Origin of the sequence: Mycolicibacterium parafortuitum (genome assembly GCF_002086815.1) — a bacterium.
GTDB classification, from domain to species: domain Bacteria; phylum Actinomycetota; class Actinomycetes; order Mycobacteriales; family Mycobacteriaceae; genus Mycobacterium; species Mycobacterium parafortuitum.
Genome location: NZ_MVID01000015.1, coordinates 74,915 through 88,447, shown reverse-complemented (window position 1 = coordinate 88,447; position 13,533 = coordinate 74,915). Strand labels below are relative to the sequence as shown.

At 67.2% G+C, this 13,533-nt stretch carries 11 protein-coding genes; 5 read left to right on the top strand and 6 right to left on the bottom strand.

What is annotated here, in order from left to right:
* Positions 1 to 53: 53 nt before the first annotated feature.
* Positions 54 to 929 (bottom strand): PAC2 family protein, encoded by an 876-nt coding sequence (locus BST38_RS16875; RefSeq protein ID WP_083144495.1) that lies wholly within the window; start codon positions 927 to 929, stop codon positions 54 to 56.
* Positions 930 to 1,180: 251 nt separating this feature from the next.
* Between BST38_RS16875 and metH the strand changes: the two genes are divergently transcribed.
* From metH to hisG, 5 genes are all read left to right on the top strand, one after another.
* The gene (gene metH, locus BST38_RS16870; RefSeq protein WP_420872544.1) at positions 1,181 to 4,906 is read left to right on the top strand and encodes a methionine synthase; all 3,726 of its coding nucleotides are present in this window, start codon (positions 1,181 to 1,183) and stop codon (positions 4,904 to 4,906) included.
* 214 nt (positions 4,907 to 5,120) lie between these two features.
* Positions 5,121 to 5,804: an HAD family hydrolase gene (locus BST38_RS16865; RefSeq protein ID WP_083144494.1), complete on the top strand. Its 684-nt coding sequence runs from the start codon at positions 5,121 to 5,123 to the stop codon at positions 5,802 to 5,804.
* 120 nt (positions 5,805 to 5,924) lie between these two features.
* The gene (locus BST38_RS16860) at positions 5,925 to 7,403 is read left to right on the top strand and encodes a sugar porter family MFS transporter (protein ID WP_083144493.1); all 1,479 of its coding nucleotides are present in this window, start codon (positions 5,925 to 5,927) and stop codon (positions 7,401 to 7,403) included.
* 48 nt (positions 7,404 to 7,451) lie between these two features.
* Positions 7,452 to 7,733: a phosphoribosyl-ATP diphosphatase gene (locus BST38_RS16855; RefSeq protein ID WP_083144492.1), complete on the top strand. Its 282-nt coding sequence runs from the start codon at positions 7,452 to 7,454 to the stop codon at positions 7,731 to 7,733.
* A 2-nt stretch (positions 7,734 to 7,735) separates the two neighbouring features.
* On the top strand, positions 7,736 to 8,581 hold the full coding sequence (gene hisG / locus BST38_RS16850; protein WP_083144491.1) for an ATP phosphoribosyltransferase: 846 nt from the start codon (positions 7,736 to 7,738) through the stop codon (positions 8,579 to 8,581).
* Between the two features lie 34 nt (positions 8,582 to 8,615).
* Here hisG and BST38_RS16845 read toward each other — a convergent pair whose 3' ends face one another.
* From BST38_RS16845 to BST38_RS16825, 5 genes are all read right to left on the bottom strand, one after another.
* Positions 8,616 to 9,521: an NAD(P)-dependent oxidoreductase gene (locus BST38_RS16845; protein WP_083144490.1), complete on the bottom strand. Its 906-nt coding sequence runs from the start codon at positions 9,519 to 9,521 to the stop codon at positions 8,616 to 8,618.
* Complete coding sequence (locus BST38_RS16840; protein WP_237160821.1) at positions 9,518 to 10,828, bottom strand: four-carbon acid sugar kinase family protein; 1,311 nt, start codon at positions 10,826 to 10,828, stop codon at positions 9,518 to 9,520. Before BST38_RS16840 ends, BST38_RS16845 begins: the two co-directional genes overlap by 4 nt.
* A 61-nt stretch (positions 10,829 to 10,889) precedes the next feature.
* Entirely contained in the window at positions 10,890 to 11,909 is a 1,020-nt protein-coding gene (locus BST38_RS16835; RefSeq protein ID WP_083144489.1) for an ABC transporter substrate-binding protein, read from the bottom strand.
* 4 nt (positions 11,910 to 11,913) lie between these two features.
* A complete protein-coding gene (locus tag BST38_RS16830) occupies positions 11,914 to 12,753 on the bottom strand; it encodes an ABC transporter permease (protein ID WP_083144488.1) in 840 nt (279 codons plus the stop codon).
* A complete protein-coding gene (locus BST38_RS16825; RefSeq protein WP_083144487.1) occupies positions 12,750 to 13,529 on the bottom strand; it encodes an ABC transporter ATP-binding protein in 780 nt (259 codons plus the stop codon). The genes BST38_RS16830 and BST38_RS16825 overlap by 4 nt, the downstream gene beginning before the upstream one ends.
* Positions 13,530 to 13,533 lie beyond the last annotated feature (4 nt).

Here is a 13,533-nt window from a genome sequence, read left to right as displayed (position 1 = left end):
TTGTGCACGCGAATCAGCGAGAAAGCGTGCACAGGGCCCACAAACGGGGGGTCTTATCTACCTCGGCGCCGCAGGTAGCGCTCGAACTCCGCGGCCAGCGCGTCGCCGTCGATCTTGCCCAGTGCCTCGTTCAGGTCGACCTCGGCGTCGCCGCGTTCCTCCAGCGAGTGGACGTACTCGGCGATCTCGTCGTCCTCCGAGGTCATCTCGGTGACCGCCTGCTCCCACTCCTCGGCCTGCGACGGCAGGTCGGCCAGCGGGACCTCGATGTCCAGGACGTCCTCGACCCGGCGCAGCAGCGCGACCGTGGCTTTCGGGTTCGGCGGCTGCGACACGTAGTGCGGGACGGCGGCCCAGAACGTCACCGCGGGGATGCCGGCCTGTACACAGGCGTCCTGGAACACCCCGGCGATCCCGGTCGGGCCCTCATAGCGGGTCTCTTCGAGCCCGAACGTCTTCGCCGACTCGGCCGAATACGCCGCGCCGGACACCGGCACCGGGCGGGTGTGCGGGGTGTCGGCCAGCAACGCGCCCAGGATCACCACCGTCTGCACGTTCAGCTTGTCGGCGATGGTCAGCAGTTCGGCGCAGAACGTCCGCCACCGCATGTTCGGCTCGACCCCGTGCATCAGCACGATGTCGCGGTCGGCGCCCGGCGGGCGGCAGTGCGAGATCCGCATCGACGGCCACACCAACTCGCGGGTCACCCCGTCGATCTGGCGGATCACCGGCCGGTTCACCTGGTAGTCGTAGTAGGACTCGTCGTCGATCTCGACGATCGTCTCGGCCTCCCAGATCGCGTCCAGGTGCTCCAACGCGTCGCTGGCAGCGTCGCCGGCGTCATTCCAGCCCTCGAAAGCCGCCACGACGATCGTGTCGCGCAGGTCTGGCAGGTCTCGCTTCGGACCGCCGAAATCCGAGGGTGTCACGCTGCCAGCCTAAGCCTTGGACCGGCTCGATGACGGGCATCGACCCGCCCCCGAAGGTGAAATACGCGCGGCACCAGCCTGGTTAACCTTGGGGAGTACGACTGCGCGGTAACAAGGCCAGGCGTCCAGACGTCAGTGTGGTGACGACGTACACTCTCGGGGTCGAGAGGCGTTGCAACGGAACCGGGTCTTCCCAGGTCCGCCACGCTCGGCAGATTCAAGGACGCCTTCCATGTTTCATGATGGAAGGGATGCGCATGAACGTCCGCCCCGACTGCACCGATGAGCTGAAGGCAGCGCTGGATCAGCGGATCCTGGTGATCGACGGCGCGATGGGCACGGCGATCCAGCGTGACCGGCCCGACGAGGCCGGCTACCGCGGCGACCGGTTCACCGAGTGGCCGACCGCGCTGCAGGGCAACAACGACCTGCTCACCCTGACGCAGCCGCAGATCATCGAGGGCATCCACCGCGAGTACCTGGAGGCCGGCGCCGACATCCTGGAGACCAACACGTTCAACGCGAACGCGGTCTCCCTGGCCGATTACGACATGGCCGACCTGAGCTACGAGCTGAACTATGCCGGAGCCGCGCTGGCCCGCAAGGCCGCCGACGAGTTCAGCACCCCGGAGAAGCCCCGCTACGTCGCCGGCGCGATCGGCCCGACCACCCGCACCGCGTCCATCTCCCCGGACGTCAACGACCCGGGCGCGCGCAACGTGTCCTACGACCAGCTGGTCGCCGCGTACCTGGAGTCCGCCAACGGCCTCGTCGACGGCGGCGCCGACCTGCTGATCATCGAGACGATCTTCGACTCGCTGAACGCCAAGGCCGCGGTCTTCGCGGTCGAGACGTTGTTCGAGGAGCGCGGCCGCCGGTGGCCGGTCATCATCTCCGGCACGATCACCGACGCGTCCGGGCGCACGCTGTCCGGCCAGGTCACCGAGGCGTTCTGGAACGCGATCCGGCATGCGAAGCCGCTCGCGGTGGGCCTGAACTGCGCGCTGGGCGCCCCCGAGATGAGGCCCTACATCGCCGAGATGGCGCGCATCGCCGACACCTACGTGTCCTGCTACCCGAACGCCGGTCTGCCCAACGCGTTCGGCGAGTACGACGAGACCCCGGAGCGGCAGGCGAGCTACATCGCCGATTTCGCCGACGCGGGTCTGGTCAACCTGGTCGGCGGCTGCTGCGGGACGGCGCCGCCGCATATCGCCGAGATCGCCAAGGTGGTCGACGGCAAGGCCCCCCGTGCGCTGCCCGAGATCCCGTTGGCCACCCGGCTGTCGGGGCTGGAGCCGCTCAACATCGACGACAATTCGCTGTTCGTCAACATCGGTGAGCGCACCAACATCACCGGCTCGGCCCGGTTCCGCAACCTGATCAAGGCGAACGACTACGACACCGCGCTGTCGGTGGCCCTGCAGCAGGTCGAGGTCGGTGCGCAGGTCATCGACATCAACATGGACGAGGGCATGATCGACGGCGTCGCCGCGATGGACCGGTTCACGAAGCTGATCGCCGCCGAACCCGACATCAGCCGCGTCCCGGTGATGATCGACTCCTCCAAGTGGGAGGTCATCGAGGCCGGCCTGAAGAACGTGCAGGGCAAGCCGATCGTGAACTCCATCTCGCTGAAGGAGGGCGAGGAGAAGTTCATCCGGGAAGCCCGGCTGTGCCGCAAGTACGGCGCCGCCGTCGTCGTGATGGCGTTCGACGAGCAGGGCCAGGCCGACAACCTGGAGCGCCGCAAGGAGATCTGCGGCCGCGCCTACCGGATCCTGACCGAAGAGGTCGGGTTCCCGGCCGAGGACATCATCTTCGATCCGAACTGCTTCGCGCTGGCAACGGGCATCGAGGAGCACGCCACCTACGGCATCGACTTCATCGAGGCGTGCTCGTGGATCAAGGAGAACCTGCCCGGCGTGCACATCTCGGGCGGCATCTCCAACGTGTCGTTCTCGTTCCGCGGCAACAACCCGGTCCGCGAGGCGATCCACGCGGTGTTCCTGTTCCACGCGATCAAGGCCGGCCTGGACATGGGCATCGTGAACGCCGGCGCGCTGGTGCCCTACGACTCGATCGACCCGGAACTGCGTGAGCGCATCGAGGACGTGGTGCTCAACCGCCGCGAGGACGCCGCAGAACGCCTGCTGGAGATCGCCGAGCGGTTCAACACCAAGGAAAAAGGTGAGGATCCCGCCGCGGCCGAGTGGCGCAGCCTGCCGGTCCGCGAGCGGATCACGCACGCGCTGGTCAAGGGCCTCGACGCGCATGTCGACGAGGACACCGAGGAGCTGCGGGCCGAGATCGAGGCCGCCGGCGGACGGCCGATCGAGGTCATCGAGGGCCCGCTGATGGACGGGATGAACGTCGTCGGCGACCTGTTCGGCGCGGGCAAGATGTTCCTGCCGCAGGTGGTGAAGTCCGCGCGCGTGATGAAGAAGGCCGTCGCGTACCTGCTGCCGTTCATCGAGGCGGAGAAAGAGGCCAGCGGGACCTCGTCGACCAAGGACACCAACGGCACCATCATCATGGCCACGGTCAAGGGCGACGTGCACGACATCGGCAAGAACATCGTCGGGGTTGTGTTGCAGTGCAACAACTTCGAGGTGATCGACCTCGGAGTGATGGTGCCGGCGCAGAAGATCCTGGACGCCGCCAGGGAACACGAGGCCGACATCATCGGGCTGTCCGGCCTGATCACCCCGTCGCTGGACGAGATGGTCAACTTCGCCGCCGAGATGGAGCGCGAAGGCATGGAGATCCCGCTGCTGATCGGCGGCGCGACCACCTCCCGCGCGCACACCGCGGTCAAGGTGGCGCCGCGCCGCTCCGGGCCGGTGGTCTGGGTCAAGGACGCGTCGCGCTCGGTGCCGGTCGCCGCGGCTCTGCTTGACGACAAACAGCGCCCGGCGCTGCTGGAGGCCACCGAGAAGGACTACGCATCCCTGCGGGAGCGGCACGCCCAGAAGAACGAGCGGCCGATGCTGACGCTGGAGAAGGCCCGCGCCAACCGGACCCCGATCGACTGGGACGGCTACACGCCGCCGGTGCCCGCCCAGGGTCTCGGCGTCCGGGACTTCTCCGACTACGACCTCGCGGAGCTGCGCGAGTACATCGACTGGCAGCCGTTCTTCAACGCGTGGGAGATGAAGGGCCGGTTCCCGGACATCCTGAACAACCCGGCCTCGGGCGAGGCGGCGCGCAAGCTGTACGACGACGCTCAGGAGATGCTCGACACCCTGATCAAGGAGAAGTGGCTGACCGCCAACGGCGTGATCGGTTTCTTCCCGGCCAACGCGGTCGGTGACGACATCGAGGTCTACACCGACGACTCCCGCACCGAGGTGCTGACCACGCTGCGCAATCTGCGCCAGCAGGGCGAGCACCGCGACGGCATCCCGAACCGGTCACTGGGTGACTTCGTCGCCCCCCGCGAAACCGGGCTGGCCGACTATGTCGGCGGGTTCGCCGTCACCGCGGGCCTGGGCGGCGCCGACAAGATCGCCGAGTTCAAGGCGGCCAACGACGACTACAACGCGATCCTGCTGGAGTCGCTGGCCGACCGGCTGGCCGAGGCGTTCGCCGAGCGGATGCACGAGCGGGTCCGCAAGGAGTTCTGGGGCTACCAGCCCGACGAGCAGCTCGACAACGAGGCGCTGATCGGCGAGAAGTACGTCGGGATCCGTCCGGCGCCGGGTTATCCGGCCTGCCCGGAGCACACCGAGAAGACGACGTTGTTCGAGCTGCTGGAGGCCACCGAGCGCACCGGCATCGAGCTGACCGAGTCGATGGCGATGTGGCCTGGCGCGGCGGTCAGCGGCTGGTACTTCTCGCATCCGCAGTCGCAGTACTTCGTCGTCGGCCGGCTGGCCCAGGACCAGGTCGCCGACTACGCCCGGCGCAAGGGCTGGACGCTGCAGGAGGCCGAGCGCTGGCTGGCGCCGAACCTGGGGTACAACCCCGAGGACTGATCAGCCGGCCATTGCGCCGGCCGGTGACGATGCTCACCCGCCCCGGCAGCGCGGTGCGCGCGCCGGGTTCCTGGCCGGTGCGCGAATGTCGTTCGCGCCCAAGCTGATCAGCTCGCCGACGATGGGGCTGCCGCGCTGCCGTCACCAGCGTCGTCGTCGCCCCGGGCCGGCGACGCGGGCCGGCACCTCGGGCCGACATGAGACAATCGCAGGTATGCGAGCAGTGCTGTGGGATATGGACGGCACCCTCGTCGATTCCGAGAAGCTGTGGGATGTGTCACTTTCCGCGCTCTACGAGACGCACGGCGGCGTGATGAGCCGCGAGACCAGGACCGCGCTGGTCGGGGCGTCGGCGGAAGAGACGATGGTCACCGTGTACGCCGAACTCGGACTCGACCCGGACCCGGCCGCGATGGCGGATTCCATCCGCTGGTTGCACAGCCACACCGCCGAACTGTTCGACGGTGGCCTGCCGTGGTGCGACGGCGCCCAGGAGATGCTGGATTCCCTTTCCTCAGAACGTACTCCGATGGCATTGGTGACCAACACCAACCGCGAGCTCGCCGACCGTGCGCTGGAAAGCATTGGGCGCCATTACTTCACGTTCACGGTGTGCGGTGACGAGGTGCCGCGCGGCAAACCCGCGCCGGACCCGTACCTGCGGGCCGCCGAACTACTGGAACTCGATCCGGCCCAGTGCCTGGCCGTCGAGGATTCGGTGACGGGCGCCGCCGCGGCCGAGAAGGCCGGTTGCGCCGTGCTGGTGATCCCCAACGACGTCCCCGTACCCGGTGGGCTGCGCCGGCGCCACGCGAACTCGCTGGCCGATCTCGATCCCGCCGGGCTGCGCCGGATCCACGCCGCGATCGAGCGCGAACTGCGGGAACGCACCGCCTGATCACCTCCCGGTGACGGTTCGGCGCGTAATCGGCCGATCTTTGGGGAACACCCTCCGACGACAAAGTCTCCAGTGCTTGAATGTGATCTGCATCACGCACCGTTGCGGAAAGGTCGTCGCATGGCCGGTCAGGGTGGTCCCGTCGGGGAGGGTCCCGACATCTACGACAACGACAGCGACCAGGGTTCCTCCTCGGGGAAGACGGCCGTGCGCATCGCGTCGGTCGCGGCCCTCGGCGGCCTGCTGTTCGGCTACGACAGCGCGGTGATCAACGGCGCCGTCGACTCCATTCAGGAGGACTTCGGCATCGGCAACGCCGAACTCGGTTTCGCCGTGGCATCGGCGCTGCTCGGCGCCGCCGCAGGGGCGATGGCCGCCGGCCGCATCGCCGACCGCATCGGTCGCATCGCGGTGATGAAGATCGCCGCGATGCTGTTCCTGATCAGCGCGTTCGGCACCGGCCTGGCGCACGAGGTGTGGGCGGTGGTGCTCTTTCGGATCGTCGGCGGCATCGGTGTCGGCGTCGCCTCGGTGATCGCGCCGGCCTACATCGCCGAAACCTCGCCGCCGGGCATCCGCGGCAGGCTCGGGTCGCTGCAGCAGCTCGCGATCGTGTCCGGCATCTTCTTGTCCTTCGCGATCAACTACCTGCTGCAGTGGCTCGCCGGCGGGCCCAACGAACCGCTGTGGCTCAACCAGGACGCGTGGCGGTGGATGTTCATCGCGATGGCGGTGCCCGCGGTGCTCTACGGCGCGCTCACGTTCACGATCCCGGAGTCGCCGCGCTATCTCGTTGCGACGCACAAAATCCCGGAAGCCCGCAAGGTGCTGACCAGACTGCTCGGGCAGAAGAACCTGGAGATCACGATCAACCGCATCCAGCAGACGCTGGAACGCGAGGACCGGCCGTCCTGGCGGGATCTGCGCAAGCCGACGGGCGGGATCTACGGAATCGTCTGGGTGGGTCTGGGCCTGTCGATCTTCCAGCAGTTCGTCGGCATCAACGTGATCTTCTACTACAGCAACGTGCTGTGGCAGGCCGTCGGCTTCAGCGCCGACGAGTCGGCGATCTACACCGTGATCACGTCGGTGATCAACGTGCTGACCACGTTGATCGCGATCGCCCTGATCGACAAGATCGGCCGCAAGCCGCTGCTGCTCATCGGCTCCTCGGGCATGGCCGTCACGCTGATCACGATGGCGGTCATCTTCGCCAATGCGACGCTCGACGCCGACGGCAACCCGAGCCTGCCCGGCGCGTCCGGGGTCATCGCGCTGATCGCGGCCAACCTGTTCGTGGTCGCGTTCGGCATGTCCTGGGGCCCGGTGGTCTGGGTGCTGCTCGGTGAGATGTTCCCGAACCGGATCCGCGCCGCGGCGCTCGGACTGGCGGCCGCGGGGCAGTGGGCGGCGAACTGGCTGATCACCGTCACCTTCCCCGGCCTGCGCGAACACCTCGGGCTGGCCTACGGCTTCTACGGTCTGTGCGCCGTGCTCTCGGGTCTGTTCGTGTGGCGGTGGGTGATGGAGACCAAGGGCGTGTCCCTGGAGGACATGCACGGCGAGATCCTGCAGCAGGACAAGACGGCCGCGGGCTGAGCGGCGGACCGCGCGCATGCTGGGCGATGGCAATCCAGTTGCCCCGACGTGACAGAATTGCCCAACGTGAAGACCTTCGATGCGCTGTTCGCCGAACTGAGCGAACGGGCGCGCACCCGCCCAGCCGGTAGCGGAACCGTCGCCGCCCTCGACGGCGGGGTGCACGGCATCGGCAAGAAGATCCTCGAGGAAGCCGGTGAGGTGTGGCTGGCGGCCGAGCACGAAGGTGACGACGCGCTGGCCGAGGAGATCAGCCAGCTGCTGTACTGGACCCAGGTGCTGATGCTCGCCCGCGGCCTGTCCCTCGACGACGTGTACGGGAAGCTGTAACCGTGCTCAGAGTCGCCGTCCCCAACAAGGGGGCGCTCAGCGAATCGGCCTCGGAGATCCTGTCCGAGGCCGGGTACCGCCGCCGCTCCGATCCCAAGGATCTGACGGTGGTCGACCCGGCGAACCAGGTCGAGTTCTTCTTCCTGCGTCCCAAGGACATCGCGATCTATGTCGGGTCCGGACAACTCGATCTCGGTATCACCGGACGGGACCTCGCGGCCGACGCCGACGCGCCTGTGCGGGAGCGATTGGCGCTGGGTTTCGGGTCGTCCACGTTCCGCTACGCCGCCCCGGCGGGCCAGGACTGGCAGATCGCCGATCTGGCCGGCAAGCGGATCGCCACCGCGTATCCGAACCTGGTCCGAAAAGACCTGGCCGCCAAGGGGATCGATGCCACCGTCATCCGCCTCGACGGCGCGGTGGAGATCTCCATCCAACTCGGCGTGGCCGATGTGATCGCCGACATCGTCGGCTCCGGACGCACGCTGGGGCTGCACAACCTGGTGGCGTTCGGCGAATCGCTCTGTGATTCCGAGGCGATCCTGATCGAGCGTGCCGATTCCGATCCGGATCCCGCGCGCGAGCAGCTCGCCGCCCGGGTCCAGGGCGTGGTGTTCGGCCAGCAGTATCTGATGCTCGACTACGACTGCCCGCGCGCGGTACTGGAGAAGGCCACCGAGGTGACCCCGGGCCTGGAGTCGCCGACCATCGCGCCGCTGGCCGATCCGGCGTGGGTCGCGGTACGCGCGCTGGTGCCGCGTCGGGACGTCAACGCGATCATGGACGAACTCGCCGTCATCGGCGCGAAGGCGATTCTGGCCTCCGACATCAGGTTCTGCCGGTTCTGATCCAGGTCGCAGCCCGACAGAGCCTTCGGCTCCGCTACGAGGATCGGTCCCTGTCGGCGGCGATGAGATCGACGATTGTCGAGTCGTCCATCGCGGCCATGCCCTGACGTACGCCGAGCAGGTAGATCTGCTCGGCTGCTGCCGCCAGGGGAGTGGGCAGATTCGCCGCGCGCGATGTCTGCCCGACGATGCCCATGTCTTTGGCGAAGATGTCGACTCTGCTGTGGACCGCGTCCGAGTCATAGTCGGCCAGCATTCGGGCGCCGCGATCGCGAAGCATGAACGAGGAGGCAGCGCCGGCATCCAGCGTCTCCCACGTCGCGCGGTCGTCGAGACCGAGTGCCCGGGCCAGTGCGATCGCCTCGGCCGCCGCGGCGATGTGGATGCCGCAGAGCAACTGATTGACCGTCTTGAACGCCTGTCCGTCGCCGGGGCGGGGTCCGATGATTCGCAGTGTCGACGCGAGGTGGTCGAGGCACTGCGCGGCCAAGCCGGTGGGTTCACCGCCGACGGTGACGAGAAGATCCCCGCTACGCGCCCGGACGGGGCCGCCGCTGACCGGCGCGTCGACGAGCAGCAGGCCGCGTGGCGCGAGGCGTGCGGCGACATCACGCACGGCTTCCAGTCCGATCGTGCTCATCAGCAGGATGGTCGAGCCGGCGGGCAGGTCGTCGGCGATACCGGAACTGCCGAACAGGACCTGCTCCAACTGCGGGGCACTGCGAACGACCAGGACCACGACAGCGGCCGCTGCGCTTGCCGCCGAGGCGCTGTCGTAGGTTCGGATCCCTTCCTCGGCGGCAAGCTGCCGTCGCTCGTCGGCGACGTCGTGGCCGTGGACGGTCCACTTCTCGCCGAGCCGCAGTGCGATGGGCAGGCCCATCGCACCGAGGCCGATCACCGCGATCCGGTCGGCCGCGGCCGAGGTGTCGGTACTCATCGTGCTTCTCCCGATGTCATGTGTGAGAGACGTTCGTAGACGTCGTCGAGGGCCATCGAGTCGCCGACGTTGCCGGGGAACACGACGTACGGTGTCCCCGCCAGCGGGCCGGTCTCGATACGCCACAGCGCGACTATGCCGGGCAGCACCGGCCCCAGAATCGTTGCGCGAGTGACGCCGAGACCGTGCTTGGCGACATCGCTGGAGGTGATACCGCCCTTGGCGATGACGAACCGCGGCCGTAGGCCGTCGAGGGACTGCCGGACGGTGGCCGACACCGCATCCGATACCAGGCGTGCGAGCCGCAGACTGTCCTCCGGCGAAGCTTCGCGGCGCAGCGTCCGGGTGGTCTGCAGGATGGCGTCGCCCGAGACCAGAGTCGACCGCAGTTCCGCCGCGGTCGCCGTGACGACCTCGGAGGATCCCGAGGCGACCGAATCGACGTCGAGCTCGATCACCGGTAGCCCCGGCCGGCGGTCGCGCAGTGCGGCGAGTTGGCGCGCGGTCACATCGACGTGGGAACCGACGACGATCAGCCCGCCGGCGGTGGCGTCGGCGACACTGAGCCCCGGCGCGCTGACGTCGACCGGGGCGGGTGACGGCCGGCCGAGCATCGCCCGCACGAAGGGCGGTCCCACCCGGTAGACGAAGCGTCTGCCGCTCACCTGTGCCGCGCGCAGCAGGGATGCGGCGCGAGAGAGATCGTCGTCGGTTTCGGCGTCGACGACGATCACCGGCACCAGGTACCGCGGTGACCGCAACTCGTCGAGACTCGTGTCGCGGTCCAGTACCGCGACATCGGCCGCCGAGTAGCGGCCGCGCGTCTTTTCGACCACCCATTCCCGCAGGTCGGAACTGCGGTATCCGAAGGTGGCATCGGAGGCGAACTCCGACGTCGCGACCGGCACGCGGCGACCCCCGTCGAGGAGGTAGTGCACACCGTCGACGGTGATCCGGCCTGCCTGAGGAAAGGCGGGGGCGAGCACCACCGTGTCGACGGCGGTGCCGGCGGCGCTGCTGGCCGCGATGAGGGCATCGGTCTCGGCGGGGAAGTGTCCGCGCAGGGTGGAATCGCTGCGGCTGATGAGGATCGCGTGGTGACCGAACGTCCTCAGTGCGGCCGCCGCAGCGTCGCTGGTGATGGCGAAAGCGTCCTGCTCGCTGAGGCTTCGGCTGTTGGTCTGCAGGTAGACAGCCGGAGACTCCGCTGCCGCCCACGCCAAGTCGTCCTCTGTCCAGCGGGTCAGGACCGGAAGGTCGCTGACCGACTGGGTGCCGGTGGGGTCGTCGTCGATGACGATCAGCATGATGAGTTCTCCGTGCAGAAAAGCGGTGGGGGTGGACCGGGGGAGCCCACCCCCACCGGCGTCACTTGGCGTACTCGGCGGCGGCCTTCTCGGCGAACGTGTTATCCACGTTTGTCTCGAATGACGTTGCCTCGCTGGGGTATTCCTTGATGCTGCCGACGAACTCCGCGATCCGCATGTTGTTCTCCCACGCCTGTTCGGTGATCTCGACGTTCTCCGGGTAGGCCCGGGCATCGAGCTCACGCCGAACTGCGGTGGCGACCACTTCACCTTCGAGATCCGGGAAGTAGTTCTGCGCGACCGCAATCGCCTCGTCGGTGTTGGTGTAGATGAAGGTCGACGCCTGCTGGAAGGCATTCACGACAGCCTGGGTGGCCTCCGGGTTCTCGGACACATACCGCTCGGTCGTCATGAGCGAGGAGAACGCGAAGGGATACCACCCCTCGATGTCGGAGAACGAGAACACGGCGTGCTTGCCCTGGGCCTCGACCTGGCTCACCTGTGGTTCGGTGGCCAGCGCGTAGTCGGCGCGACCACTGAGGAACGGCCCGAGCTCGTTGCCGACCGAGGCTTCGGTGATGGTGACCGCGTTCGGGTCCAGGGAGTTCTCGCGCATGAGGTAGTTGAAGAACGCCCATGTGCTGTCCGGCTCTGGCATCGTCACCACGGTGCTGCCTTCGAAGCCGCGCACATCGTTCTGCAGCGACACATCCTCATTGCCGACCACCCAGACCGCGGGCGCGTTCTGGATGGACGCGACAGCCAGTCCGGGGCCGTCGTTTTCGTGCGAGATCGGCCCGAAGACCGGGTCGTGGATCGAGAAGTCGTCGGTCCCCCCGAGTACAGAGGACCAGGAATTCTGTCCGCCGCCGCCGGTCGTGAGGGCGACGTCGACGCCCTGCTCTTCGAAGAAGCCCTTGTCGATGGCGACGTACAACGGCAGATACAGCAGTGACTGGAACGCCTGGTTGATGCGGACCTTGGAGCCCTCGTCGTCGCTTGACTGCGACGAACACGAGGCGAGGGAAAGCGCCGTCACGGCGGCGAGGGCTGCGCCGAAAAGGCGTCGGGTGGTGGACAAGTGATTATTTCCTTTCGATGTGGTTGGCGCCGGGAAGAATTCGTTCGACAAATCGCATGGCGAGGCTGAGGACGCTCACCATCAAGACCACCACCACAAGTCCTGCGAAGACGGTCGACAGCGAGAATGTTGCGCTGCCCCGCACGATCATGTGGCCGATACCGCTGCTGGACGAGATGAATTCCCCGACGATGGCGCCGACGACGGCGAATCCGACGTTGAGGCGCAGACCCTGCATCACCCACGGACCGGCTCCGGGGACGATGATCTTGAAGAAGGTCTGGGTCTTCGTGGCTCCGAAGGACCTCATCAGGTTGATCCAGTCCGCATCGACCTCCTGTGCGCCGCGGTAGGAGTTGGTCAGCGAGACGACCACGCAGCTCAGCGCGACGATGACGATCTTCGACACGATGTCGGTGCCGAACCAGATGATGATCAGCGGCGCGATGGCCAGGATCGGGATGGCGCCGATCGCGGTGATGAAGGGCCGCGTGAGCCCGGCGACGAAGCTCGAATACCACAGGGCCAGACCGAGAACCGATCCGCCGACGGCGCCCACGAGATACCCGAGCACCGTCTCGGTCATCGTGACACCGATGTCGGTCCAGAGCGCGCCCGTTTCCGCACGCCGGGCCAGTACCTCGGCGATTCGGCTCGGCGAGGAGAACAGGAAAGTGTCGATGAACCCTGTGGCGGCGCCGAGCTCCCACGCCCCCAACAGCCCCACGACGATCAGCACCTGCAAAGCCAGGACGAATCTGCTCCGCTCGGTGAGACGGGTCCGGCGAGGTTTGCGCGGCGCCGATGCGGACGGCGTCTGCTCGGTGTCTTTCATGACGGTCATGAAGCCATCGCCTTGTCGCCGATGCTGCGCCAGATGGTCTCGTAGTACTCGTTGAACCTGGGGGCGAGACGCCGTTCGTTGATGCGTGTCGAGTCGACCTGCAGATCGATCGCGATCTCTGAGATGATCTCGCCGGGCCGTGCCTTCATGATGTACACACGGTCGCTCAGGGTGACCGCTTCCTCGATATCGTGGGTGACGAAAATGACCGTCTTTCCAAGGGATTTGACTGTCTGGAGCAATTCGCTCTCCAGCGCGATCTTCAACGGGTAGTCCAGCGCCTTGTAGGCCTCGTCCATCAGAATGACGTCGGGGTCCATGACCAGCGTTCGCATCAGAGCCGCGCGCTGTCGCATGCCACCCGAGATCGCGCCGGGTAGCGCGTTCTCGTAGCCGGTCAGGTTGTACGACTCGAACAGGGGCTCGGCACGGGCGATGGCCTCCTTGCGGCTGACGCCGCGAACCTCCAGGCCGATGATGACATTGTCGATGATCGTGCGCCAGGGCAGCAGGAGATCTTTCTGCAGGACGTACCCGACCTTCTTCGAGGCCCGGCCGGTGGTGTTCTCGCCCTCCACGAACACGTCGCCTGTGGTTGGTTCGGTCAAGCCCGCGACGATGTTGAACAACGTCGACTTTCCGCAGCCGCTGGGGCCGACGAAGGAGACGAACTCGTTCTCGTCCGCGTGGAAGGTGAGGTCGCGCAGGACCACGTTCGGGTCGCCTCGGTTGACGAAGGTCATGCCTATGTTCCGGGCTTCGAGTCGGCGGACCATGAAC